This window comes from Edaphobacter sp. FHG110511_03 (assembly GCF_059115365.1).
Genome location: NZ_JBZYWL010000012.1, coordinates 32,325 through 54,220 on the forward strand (window position 1 = coordinate 32,325; position 21,896 = coordinate 54,220).

General features: G+C 55.8%; 19 protein-coding genes and 3 pseudogenes. 13 read left to right on the plus strand and 9 right to left on the minus strand.

The window, feature by feature from the left end; all coding sequences use genetic code 11:
* The first annotated feature begins 177 nt into the window (after nucleotides 1–177).
* From AC5S26_RS27680 to AC5S26_RS27705, 6 genes and pseudogenes are all read left to right on the plus strand, one after another.
* A complete protein-coding gene (locus AC5S26_RS27680) occupies nucleotides 178–3,423 on the plus strand; it encodes an efflux RND transporter permease subunit (protein ID WP_494188190.1) in 3,246 nt (1,081 codons plus the stop codon).
* A gap of 25 nt (nucleotides 3,424–3,448) precedes the next feature.
* Complete coding sequence (locus AC5S26_RS27685) at nucleotides 3,449–4,654, plus strand: efflux RND transporter periplasmic adaptor subunit (protein ID WP_494188191.1); 1,206 nt, start codon at nucleotides 3,449–3,451, stop codon at nucleotides 4,652–4,654.
* Between the two features lie 1,097 nt (nucleotides 4,655–5,751).
* On the plus strand, nucleotides 5,752–6,024 hold the full coding sequence (locus AC5S26_RS27690) for a DUF3892 domain-containing protein (protein ID WP_494188192.1): 273 nt from the start codon (nucleotides 5,752–5,754) through the stop codon (nucleotides 6,022–6,024).
* A 12-nt stretch (nucleotides 6,025–6,036) separates the two neighbouring features.
* Nucleotides 6,037–6,279: pseudogene (locus AC5S26_RS27695) on the plus strand (hypothetical protein); the annotation flags it as partial.
* 368 nt (nucleotides 6,280–6,647) lie between these two features.
* Nucleotides 6,648–6,848, plus strand: coding sequence for a cold-shock protein (locus tag AC5S26_RS27700; protein WP_494188193.1), 201 nt, complete (start codon nucleotides 6,648–6,650; stop codon nucleotides 6,846–6,848).
* 539 nt (nucleotides 6,849–7,387) lie between these two features.
* Entirely contained in the window at nucleotides 7,388–7,900 is a 513-nt protein-coding gene (locus tag AC5S26_RS27705) for a DUF3800 domain-containing protein (RefSeq protein ID WP_494188194.1), read from the plus strand.
* Nucleotides 7,901–8,049: 149 nt separating this feature from the next.
* Here AC5S26_RS27705 and AC5S26_RS27710 read toward each other — a convergent pair whose 3' ends face one another.
* Nucleotides 8,050–10,695 carry an ABC transporter permease gene (locus tag AC5S26_RS27710; protein WP_494188195.1) on the minus strand — a complete coding sequence of 882 codons (2,646 nt, stop codon included), beginning with the start codon at nucleotides 10,693–10,695 and terminating at the stop codon, nucleotides 8,050–8,052.
* Nucleotides 10,692–11,036: a PadR family transcriptional regulator gene (locus AC5S26_RS27715; RefSeq protein ID WP_494188196.1), complete on the minus strand. Its 345-nt coding sequence runs from the start codon at nucleotides 11,034–11,036 to the stop codon at nucleotides 10,692–10,694. Before AC5S26_RS27715 ends, AC5S26_RS27710 begins: the two co-directional genes overlap by 4 nt.
* A 316-nt stretch (nucleotides 11,037–11,352) precedes the next feature.
* On the opposite strand from AC5S26_RS27715, the gene AC5S26_RS27720 reads away from it, so the two are divergent.
* The 5 genes from AC5S26_RS27720 (at nucleotide 11,353) to AC5S26_RS27740 (ending at nucleotide 16,058) form a co-directional block, all read left to right on the plus strand.
* On the plus strand, nucleotides 11,353–11,700 hold the full coding sequence (locus AC5S26_RS27720; RefSeq protein WP_494188197.1) for a PadR family transcriptional regulator: 348 nt from the start codon (nucleotides 11,353–11,355) through the stop codon (nucleotides 11,698–11,700).
* Between the two features lie 2 nt (nucleotides 11,701–11,702).
* Entirely contained in the window at nucleotides 11,703–14,411 is a 2,709-nt protein-coding gene (locus tag AC5S26_RS27725; protein ID WP_494188198.1) for an ABC transporter permease, read from the plus strand.
* Between the two features lie 56 nt (nucleotides 14,412–14,467).
* A complete protein-coding gene (locus AC5S26_RS27730; RefSeq protein WP_494188199.1) occupies nucleotides 14,468–14,749 on the plus strand; it encodes a GntR family transcriptional regulator in 282 nt (93 codons plus the stop codon).
* A gap of 235 nt (nucleotides 14,750–14,984) precedes the next feature.
* On the plus strand, nucleotides 14,985–15,608 hold the full coding sequence (locus AC5S26_RS27735) for a recombinase family protein (protein WP_494188200.1): 624 nt from the start codon (nucleotides 14,985–14,987) through the stop codon (nucleotides 15,606–15,608).
* A 327-nt stretch (nucleotides 15,609–15,935) separates the two neighbouring features.
* Nucleotides 15,936–16,058 carry a hypothetical protein gene (locus AC5S26_RS27740; RefSeq protein ID WP_494188201.1) on the plus strand — a complete coding sequence of 41 codons (123 nt, stop codon included), beginning with the start codon at nucleotides 15,936–15,938 and terminating at the stop codon, nucleotides 16,056–16,058.
* Nucleotides 16,059–17,116: 1,058 nt separating this feature from the next.
* Here the strand turns inward: AC5S26_RS27740 and AC5S26_RS27745 are convergent.
* The 5 genes from AC5S26_RS27745 to AC5S26_RS27765 all read right to left on the minus strand — a co-directional run bounded on the left by AC5S26_RS27745 (nucleotide 17,117) and on the right by AC5S26_RS27765 (nucleotide 19,748).
* On the minus strand, nucleotides 17,117–17,401 hold the full coding sequence (locus AC5S26_RS27745; protein ID WP_494188202.1) for a helix-turn-helix domain-containing protein: 285 nt from the start codon (nucleotides 17,399–17,401) through the stop codon (nucleotides 17,117–17,119).
* A 178-nt stretch (nucleotides 17,402–17,579) separates the two neighbouring features.
* On the minus strand, nucleotides 17,580–18,572 hold the full coding sequence (locus AC5S26_RS27750) for an AraC family transcriptional regulator (RefSeq protein WP_494188203.1): 993 nt from the start codon (nucleotides 18,570–18,572) through the stop codon (nucleotides 17,580–17,582).
* A 131-nt stretch (nucleotides 18,573–18,703) separates the two neighbouring features.
* Nucleotides 18,704–18,931 carry a peptide deformylase gene (locus AC5S26_RS27755; RefSeq protein ID WP_494188204.1) on the minus strand — a complete coding sequence of 76 codons (228 nt, stop codon included), beginning with the start codon at nucleotides 18,929–18,931 and terminating at the stop codon, nucleotides 18,704–18,706.
* On the minus strand, nucleotides 18,852–19,064 hold the full coding sequence (locus AC5S26_RS27760) for a peptide deformylase (RefSeq protein ID WP_494188205.1): 213 nt from the start codon (nucleotides 19,062–19,064) through the stop codon (nucleotides 18,852–18,854). Before AC5S26_RS27760 ends, AC5S26_RS27755 begins: the two co-directional genes overlap by 80 nt.
* A gap of 333 nt (nucleotides 19,065–19,397) precedes the next feature.
* Nucleotides 19,398–19,748, minus strand: a complete 351-nt coding sequence (locus AC5S26_RS27765) for a hypothetical protein (RefSeq protein WP_494188219.1) — start codon at nucleotides 19,746–19,748, stop codon at nucleotides 19,398–19,400.
* Between AC5S26_RS27765 and AC5S26_RS27770 the strand changes: the two are divergent.
* Nucleotides 19,701–19,814: pseudogene (locus AC5S26_RS27770) on the plus strand (DDE-type integrase/transposase/recombinase); the annotation flags it as partial. The gene AC5S26_RS27765 and the pseudogene AC5S26_RS27770 sit on opposite strands and share 48 nt — an antisense overlap.
* A 38-nt stretch (nucleotides 19,815–19,852) precedes the next feature.
* A pseudogene (locus AC5S26_RS27775) lies at nucleotides 19,853–20,440 on the plus strand (Tn3 family transposase); the annotation flags it as partial.
* A gap of 116 nt (nucleotides 20,441–20,556) precedes the next feature.
* Here the strand turns inward: AC5S26_RS27775 and AC5S26_RS27780 are convergent.
* Together AC5S26_RS27780 and AC5S26_RS27785 are read right to left on the minus strand one after the other, a co-directional pair.
* Nucleotides 20,557–20,904 (minus strand): hypothetical protein, encoded by a 348-nt coding sequence (locus AC5S26_RS27780; protein WP_494188206.1) that lies wholly within the window; start codon nucleotides 20,902–20,904, stop codon nucleotides 20,557–20,559.
* Nucleotides 20,901–21,872, minus strand: coding sequence for an NCS2 family permease (locus tag AC5S26_RS27785; RefSeq protein ID WP_494188207.1), 972 nt, complete (start codon nucleotides 21,870–21,872; stop codon nucleotides 20,901–20,903). The genes AC5S26_RS27780 and AC5S26_RS27785 overlap by 4 nt, the downstream gene beginning before the upstream one ends.
* Nucleotides 21,873–21,896: the final 24 nt, after the last annotated feature.

Sequence of the window (21,896 nt, forward strand, 5' to 3'; positions counted from 1 at the left end):
AGAGAAGCATCCGCTCAGAATCCCGGCTTGCCCCTCCGGAATCTTCGATCGGGGTTTAGGCCCTGGTCGTGGCCGTTAAACGCACAGTGATCCGATGATCGGAGCTTCTCGTGACACAATGGTTCTGCTTCCCCGGCATAGAATTTAGGTCACTGAACCGAAGAAGGATCATCTGCTATGTGGATTGTTCGGCTGGCACTCCGGCGACCTTACACGTTTGTCGTCATGGCAGTGCTGATTCTGGTCCTGGGTATCGTGAGCATCGAGACGATGAGCACGGACATCTTCCCCACCATCGACATTCCTGTCGTGACCGTGGTGTGGAGCTACTCCGGCACCAGCCCCGACGAGATGGAAAAGCGCTTCACGACGATCAGTGAGCGCTCGATGACGACGGCGGTCAACGATATCGAGCACATCGAATCGCAGTCCGTGAGCGGCATCTCGGTCATCAAGATCTTCTTTCAGCCTGGGACCAAGATCGAAGCCGCGGTCGCGCAGGTGACAGCGGTGAACCAGACCATCCTGCGCATTCTTCCTCCGGGAACGACTCCGCCGTTCATTCTCCAGTTCAGCGCATCCAACGTGCCGATTCTGCAGGCGGTAATGTCCAGCGACAAACTGTCGGAGTCTGACCTCTACGATCTCGGGCTTCAGTTCGTGCGCACCCAACTGGCGACGGTACAGGGCGCGCAGGTTCCCGCGCCATATGGAGGTAAGGCGCGCCAGATCATGGTCGACCTCGATCTGGGCCAACTCTACTCCAAGGGTCTATCTCCGACCGACGTCGTCAACGCGCTGACTGCGCAGAATCTCATTCTTCCTGCTGGAACGGCAAAGGTGGGAACGACGGACTATATCGTCCGCACCAACGCGAGTCCCCAGGTTCTCGACCAACTGAACGACCTGCCCATCAAGAGCGTGAACGGTGCGATGGTGTACATCCGCGATATCGGCCACGTCCACGAGGGCTTCGCGATCCAGCAGAACATCGTTCGCGTCAACGGTCAGCGAGCCGTTTTGTTGACGATCCTGAAGGCGGCTTCGGCCTCGACGCTTGACATCGTCAAGCGAGTGCGCAAACGGCTGCCGGTGATTCAGGCGGGCCTGTCCCGCGATCTGAAGATCGACCTGCGATTCGATCAGTCCCTCTTTGTGCGGGCCGCGCTGCAGGGAGTCGTCCGCGAGGCGATCATTGCCGCCAGCCTGACGGCGTTGATGATCCTGCTGTTCCTCGGAAGCTGGCGCAGCACCCTGATCGTCGCGATCTCGATCCCTCTCTCGATCCTGACCTCGATCATCGTGTTGAAGTTCCTTGGCCAAACGCTGAACACGATGACACTTGGCGGCCTCGGGCTCGCGGTAGGCATCCTCGTCGACGACGCGACCGTCGAGATCGAGAACATCCACCGCAATCTGGGGCAAGGAAAAGAGATCGAATCTGCGATTCTGGATGGGGCTGCTCAGATTGCCGTACCTGCTTTTGTTTCGACGCTCGCCATCTGCATTGTCTTCGTCCCGGTGGTCTTCCTTTCGGGGGCGGCGAAAAGCCTCTTCACTCCGCTCGGCATGGCCGTGGTCTTCGCCATGCTCGCCTCGTATCTGCTCTCGCGAACCCTGGTCCCCACGATGGTCAAGTTTCTTCTGGCCAGTGAGGTGGAGATGTATCAGGAGCACGAGCCGGGCGCAGAGCACGGCTCTGTTGCCGCAAAGGCGCACTGGATCTGGCGCATTCACTTCCGCTTCAACGATGCCTTCGAACGTTTTCGCGCGCGCTATCACGGTGTGCTCGACTGGGTTCTTGGCCACACGGCCTTTTCGCTGGGATGCTTCGCTCTGTTCATCGCCTTCTCCGCCTGCCTGCTGCCATTCATCGGGCAGGACTTCTTTCCCACAGTCGATGCCGGAACCTTCCGGCTGCACGTCCGGGCTGCTCCTGGAACCCGTATCGAAGAGGTGGAGCGCATCTTTAGTGAGGTCGACGCGACAATTCGCGACGTGATCCCGGCGAAGGAACTCGACCTCATCCTCGACGACATCGGGATTCCGAATGGCAGCTTCAATCTCGCCTTCGGTGACGGTAGCCTGACCGATGTGCAGGATGGCGAGGTCCTGGTCGCGCTCAAGGAAGGCCATCATCCTACGATGGACTACCGCATCCGCCTGCGTGAGGTCTTGCAGAAGAAGTTTCCCGATGTGACGTTTTACTTCCAGGCCTCCGACATCGTGAACCAGATTCTGAACTTCGGCCTGCCTGCTCCCATTGATATCCAGATCAGCGGTCGAGCCTTCTACTCGAACTACGAGGTCGCCAAGAGGATCCGGCGTGAGGTGGCCGCGATTCCCGGAACGACCGACGTGCACATCAACCAGGTGGTCTATGCTCCCGAGTTCCTGGTGAACATCGACCGCAGCCGCGCTCAGACGATCGGACTGACGGCCGGTGGAGTCGCCAACAGCATGCTCTATGCACTCGCGGGCAGCGGACAGGCCTCTCCTAACTACTGGCTGAACCCGCAGAACGGCGTCAACTACTCAGTGGTAGTGCAGACCCCGCAGTACCAGATGGACTCCATCGAAAAACTGAACAGCATCCCTGTGACGACAGGAAACGCGCGTGGGGTTGCCACGGACCCCGCTGCGGCCGCCCCCGTTTTGAGTGTCGCGCCAGGACCGCAGATGCTGAGCAATCTCGCGCACGTCGATCGCAACTTCAGCCCGGCAGTTACGAATCACTACGACGTGCAGCCGGTCTTCGACGTCTTCGCCGATGCCCATCGCCGCGACCTGGGCGGCGTGGCGCGGGATATCGACAAGGTCATCGACAAGTATCGCAAGGAGCTTCCCCCGGGAACGACGATTACGATGCGCGGACAGGTGAAGAGTATGCGCGAATCCTTCACCGGCCTGGGCCTGGGAATGATCTTCGCCGTGTTGCTCGTCTACCTACTGATGGTGGTGAACTTCCAGAGCTGGCTGGACCCGTTCATTATTCTTACGGCGTTGCCTGGAGCCGCATGCGGCATTCTCTGGATGCTGTTTCTGAGTGGCACCACCTTTAGCGTTCCATCGTTGATGGGAGCCATCATGACGGTCGGAGTCGCGACTGCGAACTCAATCCTGATGGTCACCTTCGCCAACGATCAGCGTGCCGCGGGCCTCAGCGCGATCGAGGCCGCATCGTCGGCGGGAGCCACTCGTCTGCGCCCAGTCCTGATGACCGCACTGGCCATGATCATCGGCATGCTGCCCATGTCACTGGGCCTGGGCGAGGGCGGAGAGCAGAACGCTCCTCTAGGCCGCGCTGTCATCGGCGGCCTGATTGTCGCGACCTTCACAACGCTCTTGATTGTGCCGTTGATTTATAGCCGACTTCGCAGCAAGGAACCAACTGTGATTCAGATGGAAGAGGTGTCAGAGTAGAAGGCACCCCCCAGAGAGAAAGAAGATGACTCAAATCACCAAGGCCGATTCCGTTCGCTCCAGCCGCGCCCCTTATATAAGCGTTGCCGCGTTCTTTTTGTTCCTCCTCGTCCTGGGGATCGTCTTTCTGATCCCGAAGCTGCATCACCGTGATGCTCTTGAGGCTGAGGCCAGAACCGCCGCAGGACCTCCGACGGTCCTGGTGACGAAGCTCAAGCAGGGCGAGGCGGGAGGTCACATTGAACTTCCTGCAACGGTACAGGCCTTTGACCAGACGCCGATCTATGCGCGTACCTCTGGCTACGTAAAGGCCCGATATGCAGACATCGGAGACCACGTCCGTAAGGGCCAGCTCCTGGCAGAGATCGACGACCCACAGACTGCACAGGCGCTCATGCAGGCTAGAGCAAGCCTGCTTCAGACAAAGGCGCAGCTGCAACAGGCCGAGGCGAATGCGAAGCTTTCAAAGGTTACCAATGAGCGCTGGCAGAGCCTCCAGAAAGAAGGCGTTGTCGCTCGACAGGATGCCGATCAGCGTCTCGCGCAGGCAAACGCCGATATCGCCAACGTCGCCGCAGCTAATGCAAACATCTCGGCTGGCGAGGCCAATGTCCGCTCCCTCTCGGAACAAGCCTCCTTTGCTCGCGTCGTAGCGCCGTTCGATGGAGTCATCCTTTCGCGCGGCATCGACCGGGGATCGTTGATCAGCTCAGGGAGCCAAAACAGCGTGACCGAGATGTTTACCATCGGGCAGGCTTCCGTGGTGCGTGTCTTCACCAACGTTCCGCAATCGAGCGCCGTCGGCATTGTGAAGGGGCATCTCGCCAGCGTTGCTTTTCGCGAACTTCCTGGCAGGATCTACACCGGCAAGGTCGAACGCACCAGCCAAAGCATCGACACCAACACCCGCACGCTTCTCGTTGAAGTAGACCTGAAGAATGACGGTCGAATCCTGCCGGGTATGTATGCAACCGTTAGTTTTGACCTGCCCCCTGGGGCAGGAGCTCCCGTCCTGCTGCCGGCCAATGCGCTGGTGATCCGGATGGCCGGACCGCAAGCGATAGTCGTTGATTCAAATAACGTAGCTCGCTTCCGTTCCATCGCCCTTGGACGAGACTTGGGAACGGAGACTGAAGTTGTCGGAGGTCTCGAAGCCGGAGATACCGTCGTCCTGAGCCCGGGCGATGCCGTTACGGATGGAGCTAAAGTTCAACCTCAGATGAGGCAGTAGAGACCTTTTCATATACTCTGAAGAGTCGCACGATAAGGAACTGTGATCCTCGAGCTGAAGGCCTGATAACAGACAAGGACTCGGAGACGGGGCTCAATGAGAGCGACGACGTTTTCAATGGGCTTGCAACTGTCCAAGCCATAACGACAGCCGCGAAGAATAGACCAAGAAAGCCCAGACTATTCGGTCTGGGCTTTCTTTTCGCAATAGCGCGGCTGTACTCGTCGATTACGATGGTCAGCCAAGGTCGCGAAGTCTGCCCGTCTTCCCGAACCAGAAGGATGCCGAATTGTGCATGGTCTGCCTGCCAGATGGTGTTTGATCGAGCCGCTTCTCGCCGATGCACCAGGTCGTAGCCTTCGCTGTAAGCCTTTGTGCTTTGATGTGCAAGAGTGAGCAGGCCGCTTGGAACTTCCGCACGAGATCATAGACAGTTCCATATGCGGGTATTGGCTCGCCAGTTGCTTCTGCGAAGGCCCGCACCTGCCGGCAAATTGACCTGACCGGGAGAGGCGGTCTCTCAAGCGCCAGTCCTTCTATCGCCGTCTTAATCATTGGAGATACAACCCGTCATCCGAGCGACGTCGGCCGAGGGTGTTGCGAGGAGCCTGCACAGGCTACTAAATAAGCTGTGTCGTGTACTACCCGTGCTTGACTAAGTCGTTTGGCACGAGCTATTTTCGGGGTCGTGCGAAATTGTAAGTGTTCTGCTGAAATGCGTCGGTTGGAGCGACGAGGTTTTTGGGAAAAGAAAGTCTTCAGCCGTCTTGGTTTCTTTCCCTGGGAGTGCTCCTTTTGTAGAGTACGTCGCCTCGTCCGAGACCGGGGCCAAAGGCGAGATCAATAAACTCCTAATTGTAGTAATGGGAGTAACCCGTTTGTTTGCAATAGGATAATAGTTGACGTTGTTAGAGCGTTTAATTGCCGGAATTACTGTCAGTATAAATTTACATGGGACAGATGGCTTTATTAGTGATTGTTCCAAGATTTGGCCCATCCCCACTCCATAAGTGGTAGTGCTCTCACCCGATTCCGTTGGCTACCATTGCGCCGCTCCGGTTTTTCATCAGGAGCGAGGAAAGCTAATGGCGATGAGTGTGCCGATAACTTGCATAAACAAGACTCCGCGCTACGACCCGCACGAACGGATTAGTCACGTGGGAGGGACGAACGACGACGGTACCAGATGGAAGATGACTCTGGACCGAGCGATAGATGGCATAGAGCTAGGAAAGTGGGAGTTCTGGACGATGGGTGGTGGCAAGAGAGCTGATGTCATCATCGCAACCCACAACGGGCGCAAATACCTGAAGACGACAGCGGACGGCGTCCAGCCGGACAACTTGCTGAAACTACTCGAGTGCCCATAGATGAACTAAGGGATGGGTAGAAGCCGTGTTCGGATTGATTCAAATGTTTCCATACACGACGGAAAGTTTGCGCACACCCGATGTTTCACCACTGACATTACAGAGAAGAAACGCGCCGATGAGGCTTCCCCTTCGGTTGGCAGCCATCGTCAAGTCTTCCGAGGATTCGATTCTCAGCCAAGATTTGAACGGAGTTGTGACAGTTGGAATAAGGGCGCTGAATGTATCTTCGGCTATACGGCGGAAGAGATGATTGGACGACTGAGCACACTAATCATCTCCGCAGAACTCCAGGATGAAGAGCCTGTGATTCTCTGCGCGTAGCTCTCCTGCAAGAATGGCGGCGATCTCGAGCAGATCAAGTTCCTTCTCGGCCACTCCTCGATCCAGACCACCGAACGTTATCTGGAGTCGGAGCAAGACATTGAGATCGCGGTGAACGACAACCTGAGACTTTACTGGAGACCGCGACTTCTCGCGAATTTTGGGGACGCCACAATTTGACGAGCGGGGTGCTAATATGCAAACACCTTGCACGGGAACAAGTTTGGTTTTTAGCAATGATGCGACCCGAACCCCAATTTGACTGAGCATGGCAACAGATGAGAACCGAGGAAAACACGATGGAACAAGGAACAGTGAAGTGGTTTAACGATGCCAAGGGGTTTGGCTTCATCAGCCGTCAAAACGGCGAAGACGTTTTCGCACATTACTCCGCAATCACCACGAGCGGCTTCAAGAGCCTCCAAGAGGGGCAGGCTGTGCAGTTCAATGTGATTAAAGGGCCCAAGGGATGGCAGGCAGCCGACATTCAGCCTCTTTAAGGTGTTTACTTCTTTGCGAAAGGGACCGGCTTAGCAGACTCGCGGTCTGAAGGCGTTTGCTGATTTCTGGGCCCCACAAAGTAACGACAATTGCGTGATCAAAATACGACGAACGATTAGATAAACGACACCCCCCTACACTAACGACGCCGGGGCACTGGAGCAGCGCCTCAGCCACGACGTCACAAAGACACCCGCCGTTGATTTTCGACTGCCTGCCCCATCGATTTCTGTTCATAAAACGCATGAGGCTCCACGGATTCGGCATGTAGCGCGGTATAAGAAACTCATTCTAATTGGAACTCTGTCGATATAACTTGGGAGCCCTTGAACCTCGAATCGTACGTCCTCGGTGAGGAGATGCTTGCATCTCTTTCCGCGACCGCTTACTCTAATGGAGTGGGTGGGTAAGTCCTGAGTAATCCGCGAAGCCCCCAAAAAGGGTATCGTAAGCGCGGTGTAAACGCGTCGGCCTCAGGGGCCACCCGAAATATCTTAGAAGCCCTCCAGCATTGGGGGGCTTTTCCTTTGCGAGAGTCATGTCTGTCGAAGAAGTGTCGATCTACTTGGATGAAAGCGGCGATTTAGGGTGGAAGTTCGACGCCCCCTACCTCGCTGGAGGATCGAGTCGGTACCTCACAATCACCGCTTTGTGTGTTCCGCCCGGAAAAGACCATTTCGTGGATCGAGCAATAAGGCGGATGTATGAGAAGTACCACTGGCCGCCAGGTAAAGAGAGAAAGTGGGTTCAATTGAGCGCCAACCAACGCACTGAATTCGCGGAAATCGCTCTTGAGCTCTTGGGCGACCACCACGACATCGCAGCTCATGCGATCGTCGTGAAAAAGCAAAACGTGGCTGCTCACATCCGCTCAGATGGAAACAAACTCTATAACTACATGATAAAGCTTGCCTTGCTTAAGAAGATGGCCACATTCGACCACGTTACATTCGTGCCTGACCCAAGATCAATCAAAGTCAAAAGCGGGAATAGCCTGAATGCCGTCTGCGAAGGCCATGTTGCCGGAGTTGTCGATCGTGAGGACTCCTAGATGTCACAAACGACGGTTTACGAATTTCTCTAGATCGTCTCATATGCCATGTCATAAATAAGATCCATTGGTCGAGGCTCGATGAGTGCATCAACTTGTTAGCACCATTCGACGTTAGTCACTGATCTACTTGGTACACAATCAAACCACTATTCGGCGCGCAAGGTCACTGCTGGCTCCACGCGCGTTCCAGCGCGAGCGGGGATAAGGATTGCAACGATAGCTACGAGGGACAGAAGCAGCGGAACAACGATGTACGTCACCGGGTCATAGACGCTGATCTGGAACAACAACGTCTTAAGCGTGCGCGATACCGCCAGCGCAGTACCGAGCCCTACCGCCAAGCCCACCAGCAACATGCGCAATCCGTCATTTGCGATCAAGCGCAGGATATCGGCTCGCGTGGCTCCGAGAGCCATACGCACGCCGATTTCCTGTGTCCGCTGCGTCGTCATAAACGCAATGAGGCCATAAAGGCCGACAACTGCTAGCACCAAACCCGTCAGCGCAAAGACTCCGAGGAGTGTCGTTTCAAAACGCGGGCGGTCCGCCATCCGGCCAATGGTTTGATTCAGAGGCTCCATTACAACCGGAATGGTGCGATCAATCGAAGCAACCTCCGACCTGACCCATGGTCCAATCGTTGAAGCCGGCATCACAGAATCGATGACGACAATCAATCTGTCTCCGCCCCAGTCGTCGGATACGCTGCGGCGGAGCGTGTACATTTCCGGATCGCTTTGTGCTGTGAGTCCATTGTTTTTGACGTTGTCTGCCACGCCAACGACCATGGCTGCTGCGCCGCTGCTGATATGCGCGCCCGGAAGGAGTCGTTTTCCAATGGAATCCTCACCGGGGAACAGGCGCTCGGCCAATAACCGGCTAAGAATCACTTCGCGCTCGGTGCCGGTACGCTCCTGTTCCATAAAATTCCGTCCGCGCATAATTGGAATGTTGAGTACGCGAAAATAATCGGGCGTGACGGATCGGCCCACAGCAGTTCCACCGGTCCCTGGAGGGATCGGTGGCTTTCCCTGTACGTGGAGATCGGAGTACCGAAAGCCCAGCGACCCTCCCGGCGGAATCGAATCAGCCATTGCCACCGCACGTGTGCCGGGTAGCCGCCGCAGCGATGATTCAAGACGAAGGTAGTAGTCCATGACCTTCTGATTGGTGTTATAGCGCCACCAGGGAAGTGCCACCTTCACAGTGAATACCCCGCCCGTGTCAATTCCGAGATTCTGCTCTTCAATTCTTGTAAAACTACGCAGCAACAGGACCGCACCCGACAACAAAATGACGCTGACGGCGATCTGCGCAGTGACCAGGCTGCGCCGTAGAAAAGCATGACTGCGTGACAAGGATGCCTTAGAGGTGAGCGCGGCCAACCCCGGCTTTTCGAGCGCGGCGGCGAGACCGAAGGCCACTCCGCAAAGGCATGAGACCAGAGCCGCAAACACCGCGATACGCAGATCTAGGTGGGTCTTGCTGATAAATGGAATTCCGGTCGGAGCGAGCCGAACAAATACCATGACCAGTGCTTGCGCCATCCCAAGTCCGGCGAGTCCGCCCGCGAATGAAAGTAGCAGTGCTTCCGTCAGCGCTTGGCGAATGAGCCTGCCCCTGCTAGCGCCGATCGCCGCACGAACCGCAAGCTCGCGCTGCCTCCCCACTCCACGTGCCATCATCAAACCGGCTACGTTCGCGCACGCAATCAGCAAAACCGCAAGGACAAACCCAAAGAGAACCCAGGCAACAGGTCGCGCCTCCTGCGTCTCGCGATCGCGCAGCGTCCGGATGCTGAGATGAGTTTCACTTTTCGCCGAAGGAGGAAACCATTTGAGGTCGTCGTCGAACAAAGGCCGCATCTGGGAGTATGCCTGCGCCACGCTGACCCCGGGCTTGAGCCGCGCAAATACGCGTTCTGGGTACCCGAAACCCCCATTTACCTTCTGCTGAACTGCGGGATCGAGAGCAAAAGGAGAGACGATATCTGCTGCTTCCAGAGTAGGAAACTGAAAATCCTTGGGCAGGACACCCACAACTCGGACCGGATTGCCATCCACATTGATCATACGGTCCAGGATGTGCGGGTCGCCGCTGTAATGCCCCTTCCACAGCCCGTAAGAAATCATCACCACGGGAGGTCCGTTGGGACGATCTTCCTCCGGCAAAAAGTTGCGGCCAAGCACCGGGGAGATTCCGAACAATGGAAGAAAGCTCGCCTGGAATGAGATGCAGCCCAGTTGCTCCGGATCGTTTTCAACCAGGTCGCAATTGTGCACCATCGTGCTCTGCGCCGCGATGGTCGAAAAGGGTGTTTGATTCTTCTGCCATTCCACGTAGAAGCGACCCATCACGAACTCTTGCTGTTCCAGCGAGTGCACGAATCCCACCGAAACGATTCGGCTTGGGTTCGGATACGGCAAAGGGCGGAACAAGATGCGGTCTACAACGCTAAAGACCGCAGTCGTCGCTCCAATGCCAAGTGCGAGAGTGATCAGGACACTGATGGTAAACAGCGGATTGCGGCCAAAGCCACGAAACGCGTAATGAACGTCCTGCATTACGGTTCCGATCCACCACCCGGGACGCTGCCGATTGCACTGTTCCCGCGTGGGCTCGATCCCGCCAAATTCAATCAGCGCCTGACGGCGCGCTTCGGCCGGGTCCATTCCAGCCGCAATTCTGGTTGTGATTGCGTGTTCGAGATGAAATCCGATCTCTTCATCGAGTTCGCTGCGCCTTTTGCGAAAAATCAGGAAGCGAAGCCGCGTCAGGAGTTCAGAGATCATGAGGACGCCTCAGTAGCTCGCCCAAGGACAGACGCCATTGCCGAGGACAAGCGATCCCAGGTAGCCAACTCTGTTGCGAGTTGCTTCTTGCCTGTCTGGGTCAGGCGGTAATACTTCGCCCGTCGATGGTTCTCCGTGATCTGCCATTCCGATCGTATCCATCCCTTGTACTCAAGGCGATAGAGCGCTGGATAAAGCGAACCCTGCCCGATCTGCAAGACGTCTCTCGATAGCTGTTGGATACGCTGCGCGACGCCCCATCCGTGCATTGGCTCAAGCGCGAGCGTCTGAAGGATCAGTAGATCCAGTGTTCCTTGCAAAAGATCGGTTGATTGCGGCATCTTCTTCTCTCGATACTCGACAATAGCTTTACGCGCCGTCCTGTCGAATGTCAAGGGTAGTACAAACGGCCAAGTTGCTTCGTCGACGGTTCCCGCCAAATCCCCAATGCGCTTATCGAAACAAACTCTATCAGTGAGTTGCCTAGTATCGCCAAACTAACCTGAAGCCAAACCAGCGAATCAAATAAAGGGTTGTCTCTATAGCCATACCGCCAAGTGACGCAGCTGGAAAGTTATGGTTCGCGGCTACGGCATCAACATTTCACTTGACAAACAAGTGCTGGAAGGCCGACTCTCATCCAGAGGTAATACTTGAATGCCAAGTAGAGAAAACGAGTCGATTCAACTTCTTCAGGGAACCTTGGATCTCATTGTCCTTCGCACGCTTGCTAGCATGGGATCACAGCATGCGTATCAGATTGCAAGCCGCCTGGAGCAGGTCTCAGGCAGCCTTCTCAACCTCAACCAGGGCACGCTCTATCCGGCGCTGGTGCGTCTCGAGCAGTACGGGTGGATCAAAGGAACCTGGGGGAAGACGGAGAACAACCGGGAAGCCAAGTATTACGCCATCACCCGCACCGGCCAGAAGGCGCTTGGAGAAGAGACTCAGCGATGGAGAAGGATGGCGGGCCTAGTCGAAAAGCTTCTCGTCGAGGAGTTCTGAAAATGAAGGATCTAAGGCGAATTTTTCTCAGGTTCCTTAGCCTTTTCACCAACTCCAGGGCAGAGGCCGAGCTGGACCGGGAGATCGCGGCTCATCTCCAGTTGCTGGAAGACGACTTTATGGGGCAGGGGATGACTCTGAAGGAGGCCCGCCGCGCTGCCCGCCGCGCCTATGGAGGAGTGGAAAAGGTGAAGCAACTGCACCGCGACGAACGAGCCTTCCAAGGGCTGACCTCCATTGTGATGGACATTCGGTACACCCTACGCCAGCTGCGGAAGTCCCCGGGCTTCACGCTCACGGCGATTCTGATGCTGGCATTCGGAATTGGCGCGACGACAGCCGTCTTTTCGATCGTCGAGGGAGTTCTGCTGCGTCCGCTTCCGTTCGCCGATCCCGATCGCCTCGTCATCCTTGGCGATGACCTCGTCGGATCGCATTGGACCCGGCCTACCGTCACCCCGCCGGACGTCCGCAACTACATGCGGGACACGCACAGCTTTCTCCACCTCGGTGGCTATCAGCGAATCGGTCGCGAGTTGTCCGGCGACGGCGATCCCGTGCACATCTTTGCGACGAGAATGAGTGGAGAGATCTTTTCGACACTGGCTACGGCCCCGCTGATGGGCCGCTGGTTCACCCAGCAGGAAGACGAGCAGCATCAGCCGGTCGTCGTCTTGAGTTATGCCATGTGGCGCAACCGCTTTCATGGAGATGAGAAGATTCTTGGAACGAAGATCCTTCTGGATCGCCAACCCTATCTTGTGATTGGCATCATGCCTCGCGATTTTGAATTTCCCCTGGTGCCGGGGCATTTAAACAGCAGTGAACTTTGGATTCCGCTGAGCCTGCGCCCGGAAGAGTTCACGGCGGGCTACGCGGCATCGTGGAACTTTCGCATGGTGGGCCGTCTCAAACCTGGCGTTACACCGGCACAGGCCCAGAGAGATGCCCAGCTTGTCGCCGAAGAGACGATGAGGAACTACCCGGGATTTATGCGGAGCCTGCGAATTCAATCGCAGGTGACACTCCTGCATGAAGACACCGTGACGCAGGCCCGTCCCCTGGTGCGCACGTTGCTGATCGCGGTCGCGACGGTTTTGCTGATCGCATGTGCAAATCTGGCCGGTCTTCTTCTGGTGCGCTCGATCCGGAGAAGAAGAGAGATCGCCGTCCGCCTTGCCCTGGGGGCGAGTACCGGGATGCTGTTGCGGCAGGCGCTGGTGGAAAGCCTGGTGCTGAGCATTGCGGGAGGCCTCATCGGATTGGCCTTCGCTGCCGCCTGCATTCGGATCGGCATCAGCCTCCTGCCGGAGACCTTGCCGAGGATCCGTGAAATCTCGCTGGATTGGCCCGTGGTGGGCTTTGCTCTCGCACTGGCGATCTTGACGGGTCTGGTCTGCGGCCTGGCGCCTGCATTCGCTGCCATACGGACCAGCGTCAACGACACCCTGAAGGAGGGTGGAAGAACCGGCACCGCGGGGAGTGGACACGGAAGACTGCGTTCCGCGCTCGTCATCGCGGAGATCGCAGTGGCCCTGGTCTTGTTGACGGCCTCCGGGCTTCTCCTGCGCAGCTTCGAAAAGATGCGTCAGGTCGATCCAGGCTTTCGGGTGGATCACACACTCACCGCATACTATGTTCTTCCCAAGGAGCGGTATGCGACACAGTCCGGGGTCGACAACGTGACGAACGACCTGCTGCGCAGTCTGCGGCAACTGCCCGGAGTCAGAGCCGCAGGCATAACTTCCTCACGTCCCGGCTCGGGGAATAACGGAGGAATCGCAATCTCCGTGGAGGGCGTTATCCCTCGCAAAGACGCGGAGCTGAATATGGCGACGGTATCGCTGATGCAGGGCGATCCCTTCCAGGCGCTCGGCATCCGCTTGCTGCGAGGACGGGTGTTTACGGAGTCGGACAAGGCAGACTCCCAACTCGTCGCGATCGTGAATCGGAAGCTGGCCGAGCACTACTGGCCGGGCGAGAACCCTCTGGGAAAAAGACTGCGTCGCGGGATGCCGGAGACACCGACTCCCTGGCTGACCGTCGTGGGCGTCGTGGATGACGTCAAACTGGGATCGGCCGATGGAGAGACAGCAGAACAGTTCTATCAGCCTGCAACTCAGCAAGCCATCTCGGAAGGAGCGTTTGCGCCGGCCGGCGAACTGACCGGTACCTACGGCTGTATCGTCCTGCACACGGGGACTCCTCCGGAGCAGCTGGAGAACCCGCTTCTGGCCGCCGTCCGAAAGATCGATCCTCAACTTCCCCTGGTCGACATGCAGACGATGGAGAGTGTGATCTCAGAGAGCGAAGCTCCACGCCTGTTCAACACCGTGCTGATCTCCTCCTTCGCGATGATTGCCTTGTTGCTGGCCGTGCTGGGGATTTACAGCGTCATAGCATTCTCGGTCGCCTTGCGCGAACAGGAGCTGGCGATACGTATGGCGCTCGGCTGCCAGCGCAAGGGGATCCTCCACCTCGTTCTTACCTCGGCCGTGAAACTCGGTGCCCTTGGATGTTTCCTAGGCCTGCTGACCTCAACCGCTGTATCCCACCTGCTGCGTACATTTCTCTTTGGAGTCAGCCCCTTCGATCCCTTGGTGCTGACGCTCTCTGCCGTCGCCATGTTGTCGTTTGCGCTCTCTGCATCCGCTCTTCCCGCAATGCGCGCAGCGAAGATTAACCCCATCATCGCCTTGCGTGGGGACTAGCAGAACCGCGTCGAAAAGCTAACGCGAAAGGCATACTCTGAAAAAAGGAGATCTTGGTGCACAGTGAAAATCAGCCGATGAGATTAGCGATTACGGATTGCAGGCTCGATCGCCAGAGCTTCGTTCCCCTGTATCGGCAGATCAAGGATCTCGTATTGGATCGCATTGAACACGGTGACCTTTCCACCGGCGATCTGATTCCGTCGGAGACGCAGCTTGGGGCCGCATTTAAAGTCAGCCGCCTGACAGTGAGACAGGCTCTTTACGAACTTCGCGTGGAAGGTTACATCATTCGCGAGAAGGGTCGCGGCACGTTTGTTGGAGGGCCTGCGATCTAGCTGCATGTTGTCTGGGGATGCAAGCGCGCTCTCCTTAGTCAAACTAACAGTTGTGTGATGTCGGCTTGTGATAAATCGCCAACTCACTTATCGACCAACGATAGGCTTCAGAAACGACGGTTTATGGAACGTTTGCGAGCCGGCTTTTGATGCGAGTTCAGAATTCTCTCAAATCATATCACAACTAACGTCAAAAACAAAGAGATTATGACACTGTTTGTGATATCTTTTTTGCATGATTATTGGATACGCTCGCGTTTCGACGGACGACCAGACAAACGCGGCCCAGCTCACGGAGCTGAAGAAAGCCGGTTGCAAAAGGATCTACGAGGAGAAGATCAGTGGGCGGAATGTCGATCGGCCTGAGCTGACTCGGTGCCTTGACCGGCTGGATGAGGGAGACACGCTAGTGGTGTGGCGTCTTGACCGTCTAGGGAGATCGTTAGCCCATTTTTTAGAGATTGTGAATACTCTTCAGCGGCGCAAGGTCGCTTTCGTCTCTCTGAAAGAAAAGTTCGATACGAGCCATGCCGCAGGACGTTTGATCTTTCACGTCTTCGCATCGCTGGCCGAGTTTGAGAGGGAACTGATCCGAGAGCGGACTATGGCCGGGTTGTCCGCCGCTAAAGCCCGCGGGCGGCTGGGTGGACGGAAGCCAAAGCTGGCGAAGGACCAGATGAATAAGATTCGCTCACTGTGGGACGGTAATCAGTATTCGAAACACGAACTCGGAGCGATGTTTAATGTGTCGAAGTCCACCATTGACCGCATCGTTAGGCCGGGACCGGTGAAGCTAAAAGTTACTGCGAAAGCGAAGAAGTCGAAAAGAACATCAATCAGGCTGAGGGGAGGGAAGTGATGCGAGTAATTTGCACTGGGGGTGGGTTCGACGTTGAGGGAGAAGTTATCGGCGGTGAAGACTTCGACCCGATCACTGGGACGTGCGATCTTGATTCAACTTTCACTGTGCGCTGCGATGACGGAGCATTGTTCCAGGTCCACGGTTGGATGGTTGAGGTTGAGGCAGTTGAATCCCGACGTCCTTGGGTCATGTGAACGATGAAGAAGAAGCCTATTCAACGTGCAATCTGTTGTCCCTGTGGGTGCGAGAAGATTCTCGCCTTGGGACTCTGCGCGACTTGCTACACCCTGAAGAGGCAAGACGAAGAATACTTCGGAGGCTATCGTGAGACTGTTCTTGCTCGAGATGGTCATCTATGTCGAATCCCTGGTTGTCCGAGCCTCAAGCGCGGCAAGCGGTCATTGGCCGTACACCATCGCGCACTGGGAAACCATAACCCCGATCTGATGATTACGCTCTGCCTGGGTCATCATGCTATGGTGACCCGAACGCAGGTGCTTCGGAAGGAAAGACCGGAGCTGCTTCGCGTTCTATGGCGTGAACAGCATCCTGAAGCACATGAGCAAACGATCTTGAATTTTGTAGTGAAGCCGGTTCCAATGAAGCGCGTTCCTTTATTTCCAGAGGATCGAACGGTGGCAAACAGAAACGGAGGGCAGAGATGAAGCATATATACGTAGCGATGGCGGCGTTGATCTGTTTAGTTGGGTGCACGTCTAAGTCTGGGCAAGGTCCTAGCGAAAGCGCAGACCAGCATTGTCAAGCAGGTTAAAGATGCTGGGGTAAAGGAAGCGGACCTGAGCAAGGCTGATGTAGCAGGACTGCAAGTGTGGTTGATGCGGCATGGAGATGTTGCGAAGAACATCGCTGCACAGTGTGAGTGTAGCTTTCGACTTTAAATGGCGCCGAGTTTCGGAATTATTTGGCGTAGTATTTCGGGATTAAGTGGCGTACATGGAGCCAACTTCTTCGCCAGGCTCCGCGTCAACCGACTCATGTGAAATGAGTTGAAGGTCTTTATGCCTTTTAAGCCTCGGACTAGTAAGAGTTGCTTTGACACGAAGTTCAACCCTTTGAAGCCAGTGTCTTGCGCCAAATAGCTCTGAAACTCTACGCCAAATAATTCTGAAAACTACAGGCTAGAGGGAAGTATGACGAGTACGATGGGACGATTCATATCGCCCGATTGGAGCGAAAATCCAGCGGCTATACCTCACGCGGAGTTGAATGACCCGCAAACCCTGATCCTATAGTCCTACGCGGGTAATAATCCTCTTCGTGATATCGATCCTGATGGCCATGAAGTGTGGCTTTGCGCTACAGGACCGTCCACCTGTACGCACTTTGATGATGACCAATGGTCAGCTTTCCTGAAGCAGCAAGCAGACTCCGTAAAGAATGGGACAAACGGCGGCATCACAATCAGCGGCAATGGGTTCAATGGAACCGGGACAGTCTCAGGCGGCGGACAGGAGTGTGGCCAGGCGGTATATAACCAAGAGCATTCACGACGAAACCGGGGCTATCTTGGGAGGATATGCCACAGGCAATCGATGAGAAGTGGTACGTCGTTCACCGACATCGGTGCGCTCCTTTCGGACGAGCCCAGCCAATCCCCCGCGCTTGTAATTCGCAACCCATCGCTGCAGTGTGCGGAAAGAAACACCCGAGCCCTCAGATACGGAACGGAGCTCCCGTCCGTTCTGCGATTGCGGCTCAAAGAGCCGCAATCGCTCGAGAGCGAGCTTGCGTTCGATCTCGGACAGCGCTGCCAACGTCTGCACGGTCACAGCCTACGACAAATATCGCCTCAAAATCCACGACAAATAATTCCACAAACTACAGACTCTGCCTTAAGTTGACGATGCCGTTTTAGGGCCAAATTATCCAAGATAAGAGAATCGTAACGGGACGCCGAAAGGTCAAAGAGATGTTCAGCGGGATGTGGTCCGACTCAGACCAGAGATATTAGGCAACGGGAAGTCCGTCTCGAAAGTTTCCATCAAAATCTGCCGCCGCAAAACTTCTAGGAGACTGCCCTGTCACTCGCTTAAATGCATTACCGAAGGCGCTTTCCGATTGATAGCCCAACGACAAAGCAATCGTGGAGACAGATTCTTTCCCTGCAAGCAGGCGCTTGGCAGCTAGCCGCATCCGCCACCATAACAGGTAGTTGAGAGGCCCCGTTCCGACTCTCTTTTTGAAAAGCGATAAAAACGCCGACCGTGACATGCCCACTGCTTGCGTAAAGTCTTTCAATGTCCATCTATAACCCGGATCCCGGTGCATAAGATTGAGAACAATCGCGATCTTGGGATCAGCCAGTCCGCACAACCAGCCCACGGGGAAATCTTCAGCAGACGCTAAATGAGCCCGCAATATCTCTACCAAAAGCATGTGGGCGATATGATCGATGATCAGAACACTACCGTGGTTGTGAACTATCAGTTCTTTGATCAATCGGTCCAACAACCACGGAATGACAGCGGCACAATTGGACTTTGAGGGAATCACGATTACCACTGGCAGTGCGTCCAGCAAAATCGAAGACTGCAGCGAATCAAAGTTGAAGTGTCCGCCGATGATTACCGTGTCATGAACGGTACCATGAAATATGCTTCTCTCAGGCGACCGCTCCCACACTACTCGTGCGTTGATTGCCTCTAGTGAAAGGTCACTGGCGACGCGATACGCATGTCTACCTTTTATTAAGTAGCAGTCACCTGTTTTGGCGCGAATCGGTTCACGAACTCCTTCGACTAACAGCCAGCATGACCCACGTTCTGCCGCTAAAAATGTCGGCCCATCAGTAGGAGGGAAATCAACCCACCAGTCACCCCCTGTAAGAAGTCTCGCAGACGCGCAGGAGGAGGGACTGAGAAGTGACAGAATATTGGAGATTACGTCCCTGGGAGGAATCCGGTTTGCATGATCAATAGAGTTTTGTAGTCGCTCAAGCATAGGAACTATCTGCGATCCACCTTAGTATTCAGATGTAGGCACCGTGAACTTAATGGCGCTATGTTGAGGAGAGGCAGGTAGGCCTGAGATGGAGAGCTATTCCGGAATGATGGCGATATTGAACTGTCGGCTCAGATAAATCGACGCTTGCTACTGAGGCAGCCTTCGTATTCTGAGACTTCGGAGGAGGACGAGAGGAGCTCGATCCGAGGGTTAATAAGGACGCGATAGTCGTAGACGGTACTCTGCCACTCTTTCACCTCGGCTTCAGTCAGCTTCTTATGAAACGCCTGCCTGTCTTCGAGGACTGCCAGTTGCAGGGATTCCGCAACCTGCGGAACTTGCCAAACCCACTCCATGAGCACGCCATATCGTCTCCCTCATATTCTTAATGCGATTCTGGATCGTTGGACTCAAGATTTCTTCAGCGGACAGCGTGCGCGCGGTCTGTCGTAAGACAGGGTCCCCAACGGTACAGATATTAAGAGCCATGACGCGTAACCTCCATTCTCTTTAGGAGCCACTAATAAAACACCGCAAGTCCTTGTTTATTCCCTCGCGTCTTTCTTGAGCTTCCCTCCAACAATTGGGCGACTTGCCTAGCTCTTCTGCGCCTCGGAAAGAAGCCGAACCGCCTTTTCAAGGCATACGGCTCTGTTGCAAAAGATGCGCAGGTCGTGTGGGATTTGGACGGTAAGTCAGTTCAATCGAATAGCGCACGACCCAGTGAAGAATGATGCATGGCGCAACCGCAATTCCCAGTTCGTACATGATCCTGGGCCAATCCCTATAGCAGAGCTTGAACTCTAGAGCCTGTCAGGAACTTCACTTAAGAGTGTCTGCGAGATTGCGGAGCATGAGTGTGGCGAAGAAGTTTTCAATCAGGTGGCGCGCTTTAGAGTTCCTTATCGTACTCACGCTGCACTTTTCGATTTGCCTTGGGCGGAATGACGGCCTTTTTCCGGCTTGCTGTAAGGGCTCCAGGATCCGCTTGTCGGCACCGAAGCCGTTGTCGGCGATCACAGTTCTGGCTTCGAGTTGAGGCAGCAGCACATCGGCCTCGTCCAGTTCGCAGGCGTGGCCTTCTGTGAGGTAAAAGCCGATCGGGTTGCCGAGCGCAACAGATCCAAGTGGCACTTGGACGAAGTCTTCATCCAGATGAATGGCGTTCAACATTATTTGTGGCGAGCCGTGGACCAAAACGGAGTGGTCATTGATATTCTGGTTCAGTCAAAGAGGGATCGCTGGACAGCGTTACACTGTCGAACAGCAAAATCAAGTACCAAACACTGGCACCCATGACAGGCAGGACCATCAATTTCAAGGCAATTCGCACGCATTGGAACGAGATCCTTCGTCTGGCCACTTCGATCAAGCAGGGCACCGTTACGGCTTCGCTCATGCTTCGCAAGCTTGGCAGCTATCCTCGCCAGAACGGCCTCGTTGTCGCGTTGCCTGAACTGGCGCATCGAACGAACTTTATTCATTCTCTCCTGGCTGCAGAGCGTCGACTTTCGCCGCCGCGTTCACGCGGGCCTCAATAAAGGCGACGCTCGGAACGCGCTCGCATGAGCAGTCTTTCTCTGCCGCTTGGGTGAAATCCGAGACCGCAGCTTCGAGCAGCAACGCTACAGGGCAAGCGGTCTCACGCTCGGCACGGCCGCAATCGCACTTTGGAACACTGTCTATATAGATACAGGGCATATCAAGCCTCAGAGCTCCGAGGCTAAACCGTCGATCACGCGCTGCTCAAGTACCTCTCACCACTCGGCTGGGAGCACATCAACCTCACCGGAGACTACCAATGGAAAGGCAAGAGGCCGGCACCTGGCAGATTCAGGTCGCTGCGAACACCAAGCCACCCTTAGCGTGATCTATCGTCCGTCTTCTGACGGGACCCCTTATTCAACTTGCGACGAAGATTAGGACGCTCTCAGTCCCTTTGTTCGTTGCGATTTCCACACATTCTGTTCTCCTCTCCAGCTTATTCTGCATGAAGATACGCAAATCGCGATAGGAACAGCAACGCCAGCAGATAAATCATCCAATGCTGCCGCCGTCCGCGGCCGGTCGCCAATTCCAGCGCCGCGAAGCTGATGATTCCAAACGACAGACCCGTAGCGATCGAGTACGTCAGAGGAATCGTAATGAGCGTCAAGAACGACGGGATCGCCACCCGCGGTTCCTCCCAGTCAATTCTGGCCGCGCCCGCGAACATCAGCGCACCCACTAGAATCAATGCCGGCGCCGTGGCAAAGTCCGGAATCGCGCCAACCACCGGCGCCACAAAGATTGCCGTCAAAAACAGCAACCCGGTCATAATCGCCGTCACACCCGTGCGCCCGCCCGCCGCCACGCCGCCACGCCGGCCGAGCTCTCAATATAGCTGGTTACCGTGCTCGTCCCCGCCAGCGATCCCACCACCGTCGAGGTCGCATCCGCAAAGAAAATCTTGTCCAGCCGCGGAATCGTATGGTCTTCCCTGATTAACCCCGCCCGTTCCGTCACCGCCACGAGCGTCCCAATATTGTCGAACAGATCGACGAACAGGAACACGAAAATAATCTCCAGCGCATTCATCTTCAGCGTGCCGCGAATATCAAGATGAAACGCCGTCTGTCGGATCGCCATCGGATTGAACGTCGAAGGCTGCCACTTCACCTGGTGACACGCAATCCCCAGTGCCAGCGTCGCCAGCACGCCAATCAGCATAGACGCCTTTACGCGATACGCCTGCAGCACCGCAATCAGAAGTATCCCAAACATTGCCAACAACACCGCCGGCGAATGCATATTTCCTAACGTCACCGTAGTCCCCGCGCTCGGCACAATGATCCCCGAGTTCCGCAGCCCGATGAACGCGATAAACAACCCGATGCCGCCCGCAACCGACGCATGCAGTTGATACGGAATCGCCCCCACGAGCTTCTGCCGGATGCCTCCAAACGTCAGCATCAGAAAGATCACGCCCGAAAGAAACACCGCGCCCAGCGCCGTCTGCCACTGCACGCCCATGCCCTTCACGACCGTATACGTGAAGTAGGCGTTCAGCCCCATGCCCGGGGCCAGCGCCAGCGGATAGTTCGCCAGCGCACCCATCATGATCGACCCGAACGCCGCGCATAAGCAAGTCGAAGTCGTCACCGCCGCTAATGGCATCCCGGTCTGCGAAAGAATCGCCGGGTTAACGAAGATGATGTAAGCCATCGTGATGAACGTCGTCAGCCCGGCCAACATCTCTGTCCGCCACGTGGCGGACAGTTCTGCAAAATGAAAGTAATTCTCCAGGCGGCTTCGCATGGGCTGCTGATTTTCCTTCGTATC

Excerpts from the sequence above, each read along its gene's own strand:
- AC5S26_RS27680 (WP_494188190.1), top strand. The coding sequence starts at position 178 with ATGTGGATTGTTCGGCTGGCACTCCGGCGACCTTACACGTTTGTCGTC.
- AC5S26_RS27700 (WP_494188193.1), top strand. The coding sequence starts at position 6,648 with ATGGAACAAGGAACAGTGAAGTGGTTTAACGATGCCAAGGGGTTTGGC.
- AC5S26_RS27755 (WP_494188204.1), bottom strand. The coding sequence starts at position 18,931 with ATGGAGTGGGTTTGGCAAGTTCCGCAGGTTGCGGAATCCCTGCAACTG.
- AC5S26_RS27765 (WP_494188219.1), bottom strand. The coding sequence starts at position 19,748 with ATGTTGAACGCCATTCATCTGGATGAAGACTTCGTCCAAGTGCCACTT.
- AC5S26_RS27705 (WP_494188194.1), top strand. The coding sequence starts at position 7,388 with ATGTCTGTCGAAGAAGTGTCGATCTACTTGGATGAAAGCGGCGATTTA.
- AC5S26_RS27710 (WP_494188195.1), bottom strand. The coding sequence starts at position 10,695 with ATGATCTCTGAACTCCTGACGCGGCTTCGCTTCCTGATTTTTCGCAAA.
- AC5S26_RS27685 (WP_494188191.1), top strand. The coding sequence starts at position 3,449 with ATGACTCAAATCACCAAGGCCGATTCCGTTCGCTCCAGCCGCGCCCCT.
- AC5S26_RS27785 (WP_494188207.1), bottom strand. The coding sequence starts at position 21,872 with ATGCGAAGCCGCCTGGAGAATTACTTTCATTTTGCAGAACTGTCCGCC.
- AC5S26_RS27720 (WP_494188197.1), top strand. The coding sequence starts at position 11,353 with ATGCCAAGTAGAGAAAACGAGTCGATTCAACTTCTTCAGGGAACCTTG.
- AC5S26_RS27725 (WP_494188198.1), top strand. The coding sequence starts at position 11,703 with ATGAAGGATCTAAGGCGAATTTTTCTCAGGTTCCTTAGCCTTTTCACC.
- AC5S26_RS27760 (WP_494188205.1), bottom strand. The coding sequence starts at position 19,064 with ATGGCTCTTAATATCTGTACCGTTGGGGACCCTGTCTTACGACAGACC.
- AC5S26_RS27735 (WP_494188200.1), top strand. The coding sequence starts at position 14,985 with ATGATTATTGGATACGCTCGCGTTTCGACGGACGACCAGACAAACGCG.
- AC5S26_RS27750 (WP_494188203.1), bottom strand. The coding sequence starts at position 18,572 with ATGCTTGAGCGACTACAAAACTCTATTGATCATGCAAACCGGATTCCT.
- AC5S26_RS27715 (WP_494188196.1), bottom strand. The coding sequence starts at position 11,036 with ATGCCGCAATCAACCGATCTTTTGCAAGGAACACTGGATCTACTGATC.